Genomic DNA, 15102 nt, shown 5'->3' on the forward strand with positions numbered 1-15102 from the left:
TAAAGGATTTATAAACTATGAAAAAATTAAGTTTAATTCTTGCCTGTTCAGCATCTTTGTTTGCTGCAAGTAATTCAGAAATTAGTGATTTTTATTCAAAAAGCATTAAAGCACAATTTCCAAATGCTACCGTTAGTGTATCAAATCGTCAAAAGGTTGGTAATACGGGTTTTGAAAGTGTTATTGTAAGCGTTGAATTAAATGGACAAAAACAAGAAAACATTCTTTTTACAAAAGATAGTCTTATTACCCCTGATCTTATCGACTTGAAAACGGGAATTTCTTATGCTCAAGAATATGAAATGAAAAAATTTCAAGAAGCAAGAGAAAATTTTACAAAAAATGCTAAAGCTGTAGCACAAAAAGAAACCATGGTAATAGCTTTGGGAGATAAAAATAAACCTGCAATTTATGTTTTTTCAGATCCTGAATGCCCTTATTGTAGAGAACATTTAGCTCAAATTGATGATGAACTTAAAAACTATCAAGTTAATTATATTTTAACTCCAGTACATGGAAAATCTGCTTTTGAAAAATCCGCTCTAATCTACAAGGAAGCAAAAAAAGCAAAAAATGATAAAGAAAAAATCGCAATTTTAAACAAATACTATGATGCAAATATCAAAAATTATCCAAAAGTAAGTGATGCAGAATTAAAAGAAGTTTTTTCCTTATATGAAAAATATCGCTCATTAGGTCTTAGCGCTACTCCAACTATTATTAAATAAACCTAATGTCTAAATTTGCTTTAATTTTAAGCTTTTTTATAGCACTCTTTATGAGTGCTTGCACCAATGCAACTTTCACACAAAGCTTTATTCAAACAAGCAATGAAGGCATTTTTATCAGATCACAAAAACAACAAAGTTTTAAAATTTCCTTTCAAAATCCTAGTCAACTTCAAACTACTCTAGATAGAGATTTGGCTTTAAAACTTAAAAATTTAGGCTTAAAAGAAGTAAAAGAGAATGCAGATTATGAAATTTTAATCAATCTTGTAGATATGAAAAAGCATTCTTATGCTCAAAAAATCACAACTTCAGCAAGATTTTTTTATGATTTTGATCCTTTGGAAAGCGATGGAGAATGGATGGTAGAAAACTACTATACTATGCAAGTTAATTTACAAATCAACTCTAAAAATCACAATTCTCAAAAAACAAGTCTTCTTGCAAGAACAGCTTATCTTGGAAATAAAGAACGCTGTCAATTATCTTTAGAAAATAAAATTATAAATCAAATAGTGAGTTTTTTTATTTTTAAGAAAAGACAATCAAGAGTATAAAGACTCTTGATTTTAAGAATTATTAAGCAAAATAAGGTTTAATTTGTTCTACCCAAGCATCAATTCTTGATTCAGTTTGATCTTCTTGATTATCATTGTCAAGAGCAAGTCCAACAAATTTACCATCTACAACCGCATCGCTTGCTTCAAATGTATAACCATCAGTTGAAACTTCTCCCACCAAATTTGCACCTGCATCTTTTAAATTTTGAGCTAATTTACCCATGCCGCCACAAAAAGTGTCAGAATAACTTTCACTATCACCCATACCAAATACAGCTACAGTTTTTCCACCAAGACTAAGCCCTGAAAAATCAAAACCATCCCAATCATCTTGCAAATCACCACTTCCCCAAGTTGAAGTTCCACAAATTAATTTATCGTAAGAATTTATTTTAGATGCATCAATATCTGAGATATTAAAAACATCGCTAATTCCAAGTTTTGAAGCAATTGTATTAGCCGCTCCTTCTGTATTTCCCATAGCACTACCATAGATTACTGCTACTGACATTATTTTCTCCTTATAATTTGATTTGATATTTTATACGGAACTAATTTTAACATAGTTTTGTTTAAATCACACAAAAAATGTTTTATTTCAATAAAATGTGTGAAATTTTTGTTACGCGGACAAACAATATAAAATTTTTCAAAATTATTTTCTTTTATTAAATTCAATAATTCATGAATTTCATTTTCAATTTTTAAATTATATGTATTAATCTCTTTGCAAAGTGGTAAAATTGCAAATTTCTTATCTATTATAATAAGATCACCATCTTGATCGATATTTTTTCCATTATTTTGAAAAGAAACCTTATCATAAACATAAGAGCTAAATAAAATTTGTGCATCAAAACAAATGCCATAAAGATAAATTCTTAAAAGTCTTAAAAGATCGATATTCTTAGATATTTTAGTATTAAAAATTAAGCTTTTTCTTTTTTGAAAGTAAAAAGCGTATGCATTAAGCTTGATATTTATATTTTGAATCTTACCAAATGAAACATGCATTATATCATGTAAAAAATTTCCAAATATCATTTTTAAACTCTTGGTATTTTTTGCATATAAAAGAGGAATTTTTAGAGCGCTATCAACGCTCGCATTATATTGAGTTAAAAAAGTCAACATAAGCTCTTGATTGTTTAAATAGCGATAAATTTGCGGTATAAATTCTCTCTTATCATCAAATCCAAATAACATCTTTAACCTTTATAGCAAGAAAATTCTTTATCAAGATTAAAAATTTTACAATATTCACAATACACACAACTTACACTTCTTTTTGCACAAACTAATGGAATTTTGCGCTTTTTAGCTTCATTTTTGATTTTTTTCATAGTATTATGATTTAAAAAGCTTGTTAACATTACTATACATTCTGTATCACAAGGAATCGGCTTGCGATTAACTCTATTTTCATTACGCGCATCCCAGTGTTCTATTTTTTTAGCACCTAAATCATGTAAAACAGCTCTAATAGGAGTGATTTCATCTGCACCAATAACCAAAACTGACATAAATTCTCCTTTGTGATTTTTAAAATATATTTTGATAATTATTATTATAATATAAAAAAACTAAATTTATTTTAAAATTTATTATCAATAAAATGCAATTATTCAGTTAATTTTAATTTTTAATAGATATAATTTACTAATTAATAAAATTTATTATTTAGGAGAAAACAATGAAAAAATTGACTAACGATTTTGGAAACATTATAGCCGATAACCAAAATTCATTAAGCGCAGGCGCAAAAGGACCTTTACTTATGCAAGATTATCTTTTGCTTGAAAAACTTGCTCATCAAAATAGAGAAAGAATTCCAGAAAGAACCGTTCATGCTAAGGGAAGTGGAGCTTATGGCGAAATAAAAATTACAGCAGACTTAAGTGCTTATACCAAAGCTAAAATTTTTCAAAAAGGCGAAGTTACTCCATTATTTTTACGCTTTTCAACAGTAGCAGGTGAAGCAGGTGCAGCAGATGCTGAACGCGATGTGAGAGGTTTTGCTATTAAATTTTACACCAAAGAAGGAAACTGGGACTTGGTAGGAAATAACACTCCGACATTCTTCATCCGTGATGCTTATAAATTCCCTGATTTTATCCATACTCAAAAAAGAGATCCAAGAACACATTTAAGAAGCAATAATGCTGCTTGGGATTTTTGGAGTTTATGTCCTGAAAGCTTACATCAAGTAACCATTCTTATGAGTGATAGAGGAATTCCTGCAAGTTATCGTCATATGCATGGATTTGGAAGCCATACTTATAGTTTTATTAATGATAAAAATGAAAGATTTTGGGTGAAATTCCATTTTAAAACACAACAAGGGATTAAAAATCTTACCAACCAAGAAGCTGCAGAGCTTATAGCAAAGGATAGGGAAAGTCATCAAAGAGATCTCTATAATGCTATAGAAAATAAAGATTTTCCAAAATGGAAAGTTCAAGTTCAAATTCTTGCTGAAAAAGATATAGAAAAGCTTGGATTTAATCCTTTTGATTTAACAAAAATTTGGCCTCATAGTCTTGTACCTTTGATGGATATAGGCGAAATGATTCTAAACAAAAATCCTCAAAATTATTTTAATGAAGTTGAACAAGCTGCCTTTAGTCCAAGCAATATCATTCCTGGAATTGGCTTTAGCCCTGATAAAATGTTGCAAGCTAGAATTTTTTCATATCCTGATGCACAAAGATATAGAATAGGAACTAATTATCATCTTTTACCAGTAAATCGTGCAAAAAGCGAAGTGAATACTTACAATGTCGCTGGTGCTATGAATTTTGATAGTTATAAAAATGATGCTGCTTATTATGAACCAAACAGCTATGATAATAGCCCAAAAGAAGACAAAAGCTATCTTGAACCTGATTTAGTCTTAGAAGGCGTAGCACAAAGATATGCTCCACTAGATAATGACTTTTATACTCAACCAAGAGCTTTATTTAATCTTATGAATGATGATCAAAAAACTCAACTTTTTCATAATATCGCCGCTTCTATGGAGGGAGTTGATGAAAAAATTATCACTAGAGCTTTAGAACATTTTGAAAAAATTTCACCTGATTATGCAAAAGGAATTAAAAAAGCTTTAGAAAAATAATTTTTACTTGCCACTTTTGGTGGCAAACTAAAGATTATAATAATTAAGGAAAAACAATGACAACTCTTAGTTTAGAAGAAGAAAAAAGATTTGAAGAGCTTTGCAAAATGGCTTTTAATTTTGCAAGAAATAATGAATGTGAAAATCTTAAAATCATGATAGAATCGGGTTTAAATGTAAATTTAAAAACTCATAAAGGCGATAGCTTGCTTATGCTTGCAGCTTATAATAATTCTTATGAAAGCGCTAAAATGCTTTTAGAAAAAGGTGCAAAAGTAGATGAAAAAAACGATCGTGGACAAACCCCATTAGCGGGAGTTTGTTTTAAAGGATACTTACCTATGTGTGAACTTTTAGTTAAATATGGAGCAAATATTGATGAAAACAATGGTTTAGGAATGACACCTTATACTTTTGCCATTATGTTTGGACGTAAAGATATTGCTGAATTTTTACTTAAAAAATCTAAAAATAATTTTTTAAAGAAAATGAGCCTAAAAATACTAAAATTTATCAAAAAATTTTAGTTATTTTTTAAATTTCTTCAGATACCTATAAACACTAGGTTCTGAAATTTTTAAAAATTTTGCTACGATAGGAACCGCTCCTTTTATATTAAAAATACCTTTTTCATATAGCTTTTCAGCAATTTCTTCTTTTTGAGCAATGCTTAATTGATAATCAGAATTTAAATAACTAGAATCTACACTTTGAACTAAAATATCCTCTATCGAGTGACTTAATGTTTCTATGCTTGAATCATTTTGAGAAAAACTAATATTTCCTAAAATATCACCCATATCTCCAATTTTTTCTAAATCAATCATCTTGCATATTAAATCTCTCATAATGCTAGTATTATGATTGATACACAAAATACCTACTAATTTGTCATGATTTTTAATAAAAAAAGTAGATCCTCTAATTAATTTTGATTTTCCAACAAGAGCCTTATAATCACATAAAAAATCTTTTTCTAAATATTTTTTATTTTGCATAAGCTCACTTGCAAAAGCAGTCAAGGGAGAATCTAAACTTCTCCCACTAATGTGATTGTTAGCAATTGCCGCAATATAAGCCCCATCTTCAGTAATTACATGAAAAACTATCTCATATTGCTCACCTAAAACTTCTCCTAAAAAATATGTCAACTTTATAAATTGTTGTTTTTGTCCCTCATCCATAAAACTACCTTCAATAAAAAATTAATATAATATTAAATTCTACTCTTTATACTTTAAAACATTTCTTAAAAATAAAATTTTATTATTATGATAATAAACTATTGACAAATTATTATTGTAGTGATAAAATGCATTCTGTTTAATCTATATTTAACAAAGGAGAATTCATGTCAAACTATCCAAAGGCCATTGGTCCATACTCAGCTTATAGGGAAGCAAATGGACTTTTATTTATATCAGGACAACTTCCTATCAACCCTGCTTCAGGAGAAATAGAAAGCTCTGATATCAAAGAACAAACCAAACAATCTTTAAAAAATATCGGTGCTATCTTAGAAGAAAATGGTATCAGTTATGATAAAGTGATTAAAACCACTTGCTTTTTAGCTGATATTAATGATTTTATAGCATTTAATGAAATTTATGCTGAATTTTTTAAAGCTCCTTATCCAGCAAGAAGTGCTTTTGCAGTAAAAGATCTGCCAAAAAAAGCTAAAGTAGAGATAGAGATCATCGCTCAAAAAGGATAAAACATGCTAGGTATTGTTTTTTCTTTATCTAGTGTTTTTTTACTTGTTTTTATGCTTTATAAAAAAATCAATGCTCACATGGCATTACTTTTAAGTGGTTTACTTTTACTTTCCTTAGCTGCTATTTTTGGACTTTCTCCACACATTGTCGCTAAAGGTTCTTTAAATTTAGGTTTTTTTGATATTTTTCAAGTTTTCAATCAAACCATGTCAAGTACATTAGCAGGGCTTGGACTTACACTTATGACTATAGCAGGTTTTTCTGCTTATATGGATCATGTAGGGGCTTCTTATGCACTTTTTAAAGTTTTTGAAAAACCTTTAAAAGCCGTAAAATCTCCTTATGTTTTACTCATAGTTGCTTATTTTATCGTGCAATTTTTAGTTCTTTTCATCCCTTCTCACGCAGGCTTGGCACTTTTACTTATGGTTACTATGTATCCTATACTTGTACGTTCTGGTGTTTCAAAACTTTCTGCCTTAAGTGTGATTGCGATTTGTCAATATATCGATCATGGACCTGGAAGTGGAAATGTGATTATGGCATCAAAAGTAGCTGAAGTTGATCCTGCAATTTATTTTGTTCATTATCAACTCCCTACAACCTTGCCTATCATTATAGCTGTAGGTATTGCCATATATCTTTGCAATAAATTTTTTGACAAAAAAGATAATTTTGTCTTCAATGCACAAGAAATTGAAAAAGAACTAAATGAAAATGAAGGTAAAGAAAAAGAACTTAAAAAGCCTCCTAGAATTTATGCGATTTTACCTATAATTCCTTTGGTTTTAATCCTAGGATTTAGTTCCGTGCTTGATAGCATCTTGGTTTTAATGGGAATAAGTAGTGCTGAAGAAGTTAAAGCAGCTGCTAGCACTGCAATTAAAATGAATGTTCCAGTAGCAATGGTGATTTCAACTTTTGTGGCTATTATTTTTGAAATGATACGCTATAAAAGTATAGTAGAAACTCTTAATTCTATTATGATTTTCTTTAAAGGAATGGGACATTTATTTGTTATCACAGTTTCACTCATCGTTTGTGGTCAAGTATTTGCAAGTGGTCTTTTATCTGTAGGTTTTGTAGATACTTTAATAGAATTTTGCAAAAATGCAGGATTTGGAGTTTTGGCTATTATTATCGCCGTTTCAATCTTGCTTGCGGTTTGTGCTTTCTTAATGGGTTCAGGAAATGCGGCATTTTTTAGCTTTGCTCCACTTATCCCAAATATAGCAAAACACTTTGGAGTTGAAACTATCACCATAATAGCACCAATTCAAATTATGACAGGCTTTGGAAGATGTGTTAGTCCTATTGCACCAGCGATTTTAGCTATCTCAGCTATTACAAAAGTAAGTCCTTTTGCCGTGGTTAAAAGAACAGCTATTCCTATGCTTGTAGCGGCTATTGTAAATGTTATTATGACTTATATCTATCTTTAAAAAGGAGAAAAAATGAACTCAAAAACTAAACTTATTCATTGTGGCAGAGGCGATCAAGGTGCTGAAGTAAGATCAGTTAATCCTACACTTATGCGTGCATCAACCATACTTTTTAAAGATCACGCAACTTGGCAAAAATACAGAGAATTAAGAAAAACAGATCGTGTTTTAAGTTATGGAGCTAGAGGAACAACAACCAATTTTGAACTTGAAAAACTTATTTGCACTCTAGAGGGTGGTTATAGAGCACAACTTTTCCCAACAGGACTTGCAGCATTAGCTATGGTGCTTTTAAACTATGCAAGCAAAGATGCACATTTTTTAATCACCGATGCAATTTATGGGCCTGTAAGAACGATTTGCGAATTATTTTTAGACAAAATGGGAGTTGAAATTGATTTTTTAAAAGCTGATGCAAGTGATGTAGAAGAAAAAATCAAACCTAATACCAAGCTTATCTTATGTGAAAGTCCAGGTTCTATACTTTATGAAATCATAGATTTACCAAAACTTTGCAAAATTGCCCATGCGCATAATATCCCTGTAGCTATTGACAATACTTATTCTAGTGGATATTTTCTAAATCCTTTAGAACTTGGAGTGGATATTTCAGTTATCGCCGCTACAAAATATCTTAGCGGACACTCTGATGTAACCATGGGTATAGTAGTAATCAACGAAAAAGAATGGAAAAATTTTGACAAACTTCCAGAAGCTTTAGGCTTTACAACAAGTCCTGATGATGCTTACTTAGTACTTCGTGGTATGAGAACACTAGATGTAAGAATGAAAGCCCATGAAAAAAGTGCTGATGAAATTGTAGAGTTTTTACAAAGTAGAAAAGAAATTAAAACAATTTTCTATCCAAAACTCAAATCCCACCCAAATCATGAAATTTTCATGCGTGATCATAAAGGTGCAAATGGTATGATTACCATAGAATTTGCAGAAGGTTATAGCAAAGATGATGCTATTAAATTTGTAGATAAACTAGAATACTTTTCAATTGGTGCTAGCTGGGGTGGATATGAAAGCTTAGCCACCGTAACTACTCCACCTAGAACTGCAACAGACCTAAGTGCAAGAGGACCATTTGTAAGATTTCATATAGGTCTTGAAGATACTAAAGATTTAATTGCTGATTTAACACAAGCTTTTGATAGTATTAAAAAATAAGGAGATAAGATGACAGGAATTAGCGTATTTGATCATAGATTACTAGCAGACTCATGGAGCACACAGGAAATGCGTGCTATTTTTTGCGAACAAAACCGCATACAAAAATGGCTCGATGTTGAAGCAGCTTTAGCAAAAGCACAAGCAAAACTTAAAATTATCCCTAAAAAAGCAGCTGATGAGATCGCAAAAAAAGCTCATTATAAATTTATGGATATGGACTTTATCTTTGCTGAATTTAAAAAGACTAAACACCCTTTAGTTCCTACTGTAAGAGGATTAGAAAAAGCTTGCGATAATAATTTAGGCGAATATGTACATTTTGGAGTAACCACTCAAGATATCATCGATACAGGACTGGTTTTACAATTTAAAGAAGCAATGACTCTTGTAAAAAGCGAATTAAAAGCTATCGCAAAAGCCTTAGCGAAACTAGCTAAAACCCATAAAAACACTGCTATGATGGGAAGAACTTTAGCACTTCAGGCTTTGCCTATTACTTTTGGACATAAAGTGGCTATTTGGTTAAGCGAACTTGAGCGTCATTTTGAAAGAATACTTGAGCTTGAAAAAAGACTTTATGTAGGTAGTATAGTAGGTGCTGTAGGAACTAAAGCAAGTTTAAGTGATGAGTGCAATGAAGTAGAAAAACTCACTTTAGAAAATTTAGGACTTGATGTGCCTAATATTTCTTGGCAACCCGCACGTGATCGCTTTATAGAGCTTGGTTTTGTACTAGGTAATATCAACGCAACCTTTAACAAAATCGCTCATGAAATTTTAATCCTTTCGCATAATGAAATTGATGAAGTTGCTGAACCTTTTGGAAAAGGACAAGTAGGATCAAGCACTATGCCACACAAAAGAAATCCTGCAGTAAGCGAAAATGCGGTTACAGTAAGCAATGCCTTTAAAGCAAATTTAGCCATTTTAAGCGATATTGAAAGACATGAACATGAAAGAGATGGTCAAGTTTGGAAAATGGAATGGAAGCTTTTACCTGAAATGTTTTTAATGCTTTCTGTGGTTTTAGCAAATATGAAATTCGCTCTTAGTGATTTAGAAGTAAAAAAAGATAAAATGCTTAAAAATTTAAATACTCTTAATGGTTTTGTTTTAGCCGAGCGTGTTATGTTTGCATTAAGCGATCATTATGGAAAACAACATGCCCATGAAATTGTTTATGAAAATGCTATGCTAGGTATAGAAAAACAAAAAACTTTTAAAGAAGTTTTACTTGCAGATAAAAGAGTATCTAAGGTATTGAAAGAAAAAGAAATTGATGCTTTACTTGATGCAACAACCTATGTAGGATATGCACCAAAACTTGTAGATGAATTTTTAGCAAAAATCAAAAATAGCGCTATCTTAAAATAGGAAAAATCATGTTCTATAGTGAAATTTTAGCGGATTTTATTTTCAATCTTAAATATGAAAATATCCCTAATACAGTTGTTCAAAGGGCTAAAGAGCTTATGCTTGATAGCCTTGGAACAGCTATAGCAGCAAGCAAAGAAGAATGTGTTTTAAATGCTTTTAAAGCTTTTGAAAATTTAAGCACAGAAAAAAATACTCCTATTTGGGTAAATGATCAAAAATTAGATCCTATATATGCAGCTATGCTAGATGGCATTGCTTCTCATGCGTTAGATTTTGATGATACGCATACAGAAGCGATTTTGCATGCAAGTGCGATTTTAACTCCACTTTGTTTAAGTTATGGTTTTCATGTTAACAAAGATGCAAAAAAAATCATCAAAGCTTTTATAGTAGGCTGGGAAATTGCAGCTAGAGTAGGCATTGCAAGCAAAGGCACTTTTCATAAGCGTGGTTTTCATACTACTGCTATTGCAGGAATTTTTGGAAGCGTAAGTGCAAGTGCAATCTTGCTAGATCTTAACAAAGAACAAATCATCAATGCCTTAGGACTTGCAGGAAGTTTTGCAAGTGGGGTTAATGAGTTTTTATCCAATGGATCTAATTCAAAAGTTTTACATATTGCTAATGCTATTAAAAACGGCATTATGGTGGCTCATTTTGCTAAAAACAATATGAGTGGGCCTTTGAGTATTTTTGAAGGTAGAGACAATATCTTTAAATGTTTTGGCATAGAAGAAGAATGCGATAAAACAGAACTTAGCAAAGCCTTAGGTAAAATTTGGCAAACCATGCAAGTTTCAATCAAGCCTTATCCAAGTTGTCATTTTGCTCATGGGCTTATTGATTGTGCTATTGCTTTAAAAAATGATGGTTTAAAAGCTGATGAAATTAAAAGTATTCATTGCTTTGTAGATGAAGTTCCTATTTCTTTTATCTGCGATCCTTTGGAAGCAAAATACACTCCAAATAGTGCTTATGAAGCTAAATTTTCCATGCCTTTTTTAATGGCTCTAGGATTCTTTGATGGTAAAATCACTCTTGAATCTTATGAAAATTTAAAGCGTAAAGAAGTACTAGAATTTGCTAAAAAAATCAGTTACGAAAAAAGGAAATCTCAAGGCTTTCCAAAATATTTTCCAGGGCATTTAGAAGCCAGTTTGCAAGATGGACGCATAATCCAAAAAGATGTTTTTATCAATAAAGGTAATTTTGATAATCCACTAAGTTTTGAAGAATTAAAAGCTAAATTTTTAGCCAATGCACAAATTTACCTTGATAATGCTAAAGCTAACAAAATTCTAGATCAAATCATCAATCTAGAAAATTTAAACCACTTTTCTTTTTAAATATTTATCCTTCTTTTTACAAGAAGGATAATTTCATTACACTTTTTTATTATAATATTTATTATTAATTTAGGAATTACAATGACTTTAAACGAGTTAAAAGATGGACAAAAGGCTATTATTGTCAATTTAAACGCTCACAAAGAACTCAAAAATAGACTTTTAAGCTTTGGATTTATTAAAAATAAAAACTTGAAAAAAATTCACTCCTCTTTAAAAAATGCCACCATAATGGTAGAACTTGATACAAGTTGTGTTATCCTAAGATCTGATGAAGCTAAAACCATAGAAGTGAATCTTATATGAAAAAAATCAAAATAGCCCTTGTAGGTCAGCCTAATGTAGGCAAAAGTCTTCTTATTAATGCGCTTTGCAAAGCTAATATGAAAGTAGGAAATTTTAGCGGAGTTACTATAGAAAAAGCAAGTGCAAAAACTTTTTACAAAAACTATGAATTTGAAGTCATTGATTTACCAGGAACTTATTCTTTAGATGGATATAGCGAAGAAGAAAAAATCACACGTCATTTTTTAAATCAAAATGACTATGATGTTATTGTTAATGTTTTAGATTCTACCAATTTAGAACGCAATCTTATCCTTAGTGCAGAACTTTTAAGCCTTAATAAAAAAATGCTTTTAGCTTTAAATATGTGCGATGAAGCCAAAAAAGAAGGCATAGAGCTTGACACTTCTATTTTAAGCCAAGAATTTCAAAGTCAAGTTGTTGAAATTTCAGCAAAAACAAAAGAAAATTTAGAACTTTTGCTGCAAAAAATTATTATTTTATTTGAAAGTAAATTTATTCCAAGATCCCAATTTTACACTCCGCTTTGCGAAAAAAGTCCAGAAAAAGAAGATTTATTATATTTTATTAATGAACTTTCAAAAAAAATTATCACGCACAAAAAAGAAGAAAGAAATTTAACCAAAAAAATCGATGCCTTACTTATCCATAAATTCTTTGGCTTACCTATATTTTTATTTTTAATGTGGCTTTTATTTCAACTCACCTTTAGCTTAGGACAAATTCCTATGGATTATATAGAATCGGGCTTTAATGCCTTAGGTGAATTTGTTAAAAACAATATTTCTAATACCTTTATCGCTTCAGCTTTGGCTGATGGGATTATCGCAGGTGTTGGTGCTGTGATACTTTTTTTGCCTAATATAATGATTTTATTTTTAGGCATAGCTCTTTTAGAAACCACAGGCTATATGTCAAGAGTAGCTTTTTTACTTGATGGGATTTTACATAAATTTGGTTTGCATGGTAAAAGTTTTATTCCACTAATCACTGGTTTTGGTTGTTCAGTACCTGCTTTTATGGCTACACGCACTCTTAAGAACAAAAGAGATAGACTTTTAACTCTTTTTGTGATCAATTTTATGAGTTGTGGGGCAAGACTTCCTGTATATGTGCTTTTTATCGGTGCTTTTTTTCCAAGTGAAAAAGCAGGAAATTATCTTTTTGGAATTTATATTTTAGGTGCGATTTTAGGACTTTGTGCTGCAAAATTTTTAAGAATGACAGCATTTCGTGGACTTGATGAACCTTTTGTTATGGAAATGCCAAAATATCGTATGCCAAATTGGTATTTAGTTTGGTTTATGGTTTATAATAAAGCCAAAATGTATCTTAAAAAAGCAGGAACTTTCATACTTTTGGCCTCTTTGCTTATATGGTTTGCTAGTAATTTTCCAAAAAGTGAAGAAAATTTAAATGATTTTAATGCTCAAGAAAGAGCTATAGAACAAAGTTATTTAGGACAATTTGGCAAAAGCATAGAACCTATTTTTAAACCCCTTGAGTTAGATTGGAAATTAAGCGTATCTTTAATCAGTGGTTTGGCTGCTAAAGAAGTGATGATTTCAACTATGGGAGTGCTTTATTCACTAGGAAAAGATGTAGATGAAACAAATAATGATTTAAAAGGAATTATCGCTAAAAACATACCTATACCAAGTGCAGTGGCTTTTATTTTATTTGTAATGATTTATAATCCCTGCTTTGCAGCAACTATAGTTTTTTCAAAAGAAAGTGGAAAGCTAAAATACACTCTCTTTCTCTTTCTTTTTACCTGCACAAGTGCTTATATAGTAGCTTTTATAGGGCTTCATATTGCTAAAATTTTATTAAATTAACTTGCTTTTAATGATGAAATTTTAGCAATATTATCTTCAAAAGCTTTTAAAATACTATAAGCAATACCTTCAAAATCAAGCCCACCACAAAGATAGATTAAAGTCATACGAAAAGATTTATTCACATCAAGCTTTGGTTTTTCAACGTTCATATTTAACTTAAAATCATAAGGACTTACATGTTTAAAAGCATAATTTTTTGCCGCAATTAAAAAATCATTCTTATCTTTTAAAAACTCGCCTTTAACTAAAATAAAGCTTATCTCAAGATATTTCCAAAAATCTTTTGAAGGCATGGAATTTTCATCAAAATTTTGTTCTATAAAAGTATAGTTTTTCTCAAAAGATTTTTTATAATTTTCTACAAGTAAAGCACCTAATTTATTTTTAGCTATATTTTGTAAAATAAGTTTTATATTGCTTTCAAATTCAAAATCTATTTGTTCTAAAATTTTAATTTGCTCTTCTATAAAAAATTCTTGTTTTAACTCTTCATTACAAAGTTTAGCGTAAGAAAAAATATTTGCCATAGGCTTTTCATAATTCCCAAACTCATCCCAAAAATTTTTCTCACTACAGGCTATACAACCATGTCCTGCAGCCACTGGCCAAGAAGTTTTAGCATTGAATTTCACTTTAGGACAGTTGTTGTAAGTATAAGGTCCTTTACAACCTATCTTAAATAAACAAGCCCCATTCTTTGCAGCCTCATCGTCAAAATGTTCAGCAAAAATCCCACTTTCAAATTTCGCCTTTCTTTCACACATATCATGCAAACATTTACCATAAGCCCACACAGGACGATTTTGCTCATCAAGTTCAGGCAAAACTCCAAATAAAGCAAAAAAACTTAAAGTCGCAATGATATTTATATCACTTGGAGGACAACCTGGAATATTTACTACTTTCTGACTTAAAACTTCGCTAATACCACAAGTTTTACTAGGATTTGGATAAGCAGCCTGAATACCACCATAACTTGAACAAGTACCCACTGCAAAGATAGCCTTGGCTTTAGCGGCTAGTTTTTCTAAAATTTCATAGCCACTCTCTCCTTGCGCTCCTATAGTAAGAAAAAAGGTATCAATGGCTGCAACACCACCTTCAACCGCTAAAATAAAATCTTCTTCTAAAACATACTCTAAAAGCTCTTCAGCCTTAGTGCCATTTGCCGCCATTAAAGTTTCATGATATTCTAAAGAAAAAAAATCAAAAATAAGCTCATCAAAACTTGGCAACTCAGAACGCAACAAACTCTCGCTACACCCTGTACATTCACAAAGATGAAGCCATACTAACTTTGTTTTAGGTGCGATTTGAAAAAATCTTTGAGCAAGAGCTGGAATTTCATTGCCTAAAGATAAATGCCTAGCAAGAATTTTTACACTTTCTTCATTGATAACCTTATCCTCTTTTAAAGTAGAATTCTCAAGTTTTTTAATGCGATCTTCAAGTATATTTTTTAATTCTTCATTGCTAAGCTTTGCCATTTT

At 30.7% G+C, this 15102-nt stretch carries 16 protein-coding genes; 11 read left to right on the forward strand and 5 right to left on the reverse strand.

The window, feature by feature from the left end:
• Positions 1–17 precede the first annotated feature (17 nt).
• Both FBE96_RS06775 and FBE96_RS06780 read left to right on the forward strand, forming a co-directional pair.
• Complete coding sequence (locus FBE96_RS06775; protein WP_002855861.1) at positions 18–728, forward strand: DsbA family protein; 711 nt, start codon at positions 18–20, stop codon at positions 726–728.
• Positions 729–733: 5 nt separating this feature from the next.
• Positions 734–1285, forward strand: coding sequence for a hypothetical protein (locus tag FBE96_RS06780; protein WP_002871974.1), 552 nt, complete (start codon positions 734–736; stop codon positions 1283–1285).
• Positions 1286–1307: 22 nt separating this feature from the next.
• Here FBE96_RS06780 and fldA read toward each other — a convergent pair whose 3' ends face one another.
• Genes fldA through FBE96_RS06795 form a run of 3 tightly spaced genes read right to left on the reverse strand, consistent with a single transcriptional unit; the run spans position 1308 to position 2811 of the window.
• Positions 1308–1799 (reverse strand): flavodoxin FldA, encoded by a 492-nt coding sequence (gene fldA, locus FBE96_RS06785; RefSeq protein WP_002871975.1) that lies wholly within the window; start codon positions 1797–1799, stop codon positions 1308–1310.
• Positions 1799–2494: a hypothetical protein gene (locus tag FBE96_RS06790; RefSeq protein WP_002871976.1), complete on the reverse strand. Its 696-nt coding sequence runs from the start codon at positions 2492–2494 to the stop codon at positions 1799–1801. Before FBE96_RS06790 ends, fldA begins: the two co-directional genes overlap by 1 nt.
• Positions 2495–2496: 2 nt before the next feature.
• Entirely contained in the window at positions 2497–2811 is a 315-nt protein-coding gene (locus tag FBE96_RS06795) for a DUF2325 domain-containing protein (RefSeq protein WP_002871977.1), read from the reverse strand.
• Positions 2812–2981: 170 nt separating this feature from the next.
• On the opposite strand from FBE96_RS06795, the gene FBE96_RS06800 reads away from it, so the two are divergent.
• The gene (locus FBE96_RS06800; RefSeq protein WP_002868474.1) at positions 2982–4406 is read left to right on the forward strand and encodes a catalase; all 1425 of its coding nucleotides are present in this window, start codon (positions 2982–2984) and stop codon (positions 4404–4406) included.
• Positions 4407–4462: 56 nt separating this feature from the next.
• Positions 4463–4933 carry a Cj1386 family hemin-binding protein gene (locus FBE96_RS06805; protein ID WP_002871978.1) on the forward strand — a complete coding sequence of 157 codons (471 nt, stop codon included), beginning with the start codon at positions 4463–4465 and terminating at the stop codon, positions 4931–4933.
• Here FBE96_RS06805 and FBE96_RS06810 read toward each other — a convergent pair whose 3' ends face one another.
• Entirely contained in the window at positions 4934–5590 is a 657-nt protein-coding gene (locus FBE96_RS06810) for a transcriptional regulator (RefSeq protein WP_145599614.1), read from the reverse strand. It abuts the gene before it with no gap.
• A 167-nt stretch (positions 5591–5757) separates the two neighbouring features.
• Between FBE96_RS06810 and FBE96_RS06815 the strand changes: the two genes are divergently transcribed.
• The 7 genes from FBE96_RS06815 to feoB all read left to right on the forward strand — a co-directional run bounded on the left by FBE96_RS06815 (position 5758) and on the right by feoB (position 13609).
• Positions 5758–6120, forward strand: a complete 363-nt coding sequence (locus FBE96_RS06815; protein ID WP_002871979.1) for a RidA family protein — start codon at positions 5758–5760, stop codon at positions 6118–6120.
• Positions 6121–6123: 3 nt separating this feature from the next.
• A complete protein-coding gene (gene dcuC / locus FBE96_RS06820) occupies positions 6124–7563 on the forward strand; it encodes a C4-dicarboxylate transporter DcuC (RefSeq protein ID WP_002871980.1) in 1440 nt (479 codons plus the stop codon).
• A 12-nt stretch (positions 7564–7575) separates the two neighbouring features.
• Complete coding sequence (locus FBE96_RS06825) at positions 7576–8739, forward strand: PLP-dependent aspartate aminotransferase family protein (RefSeq protein WP_002896852.1); 1164 nt, start codon at positions 7576–7578, stop codon at positions 8737–8739.
• A gap of 9 nt (positions 8740–8748) precedes the next feature.
• Positions 8749–10116, forward strand: a complete 1368-nt coding sequence (purB, locus tag FBE96_RS06830) for an adenylosuccinate lyase (RefSeq protein WP_002892895.1) — start codon at positions 8749–8751, stop codon at positions 10114–10116.
• A gap of 8 nt (positions 10117–10124) precedes the next feature.
• A complete protein-coding gene (locus FBE96_RS06835) occupies positions 10125–11465 on the forward strand; it encodes an MmgE/PrpD family protein (protein WP_002829456.1) in 1341 nt (446 codons plus the stop codon).
• A gap of 81 nt (positions 11466–11546) precedes the next feature.
• Positions 11547–11771, forward strand: a complete 225-nt coding sequence (locus FBE96_RS06840) for a ferrous iron transport protein A (protein ID WP_002779147.1) — start codon at positions 11547–11549, stop codon at positions 11769–11771.
• On the forward strand, positions 11768–13609 hold the full coding sequence (gene feoB / locus FBE96_RS06845; protein WP_002896851.1) for a ferrous iron transport protein B: 1842 nt from the start codon (positions 11768–11770) through the stop codon (positions 13607–13609). The genes FBE96_RS06840 and feoB overlap by 4 nt, the downstream gene beginning before the upstream one ends.
• Here feoB and FBE96_RS06850 read toward each other — a convergent pair.
• Positions 13606–15099, reverse strand: a complete 1494-nt coding sequence (locus FBE96_RS06850; protein WP_002871984.1) for a hydrogenase small subunit — start codon at positions 15097–15099, stop codon at positions 13606–13608. The two genes, feoB and FBE96_RS06850, sit on opposite strands and share 4 nt — an antisense overlap.
• Between the last annotated feature and the right edge of the window lie 3 nt (positions 15100–15102).

Origin of the sequence: Campylobacter sp. CFSAN093241, assembly GCF_012889595.1 — a bacterium.
GTDB lineage: Bacteria > Campylobacterota > Campylobacteria > Campylobacterales > Campylobacteraceae > Campylobacter_D > Campylobacter_D jejuni.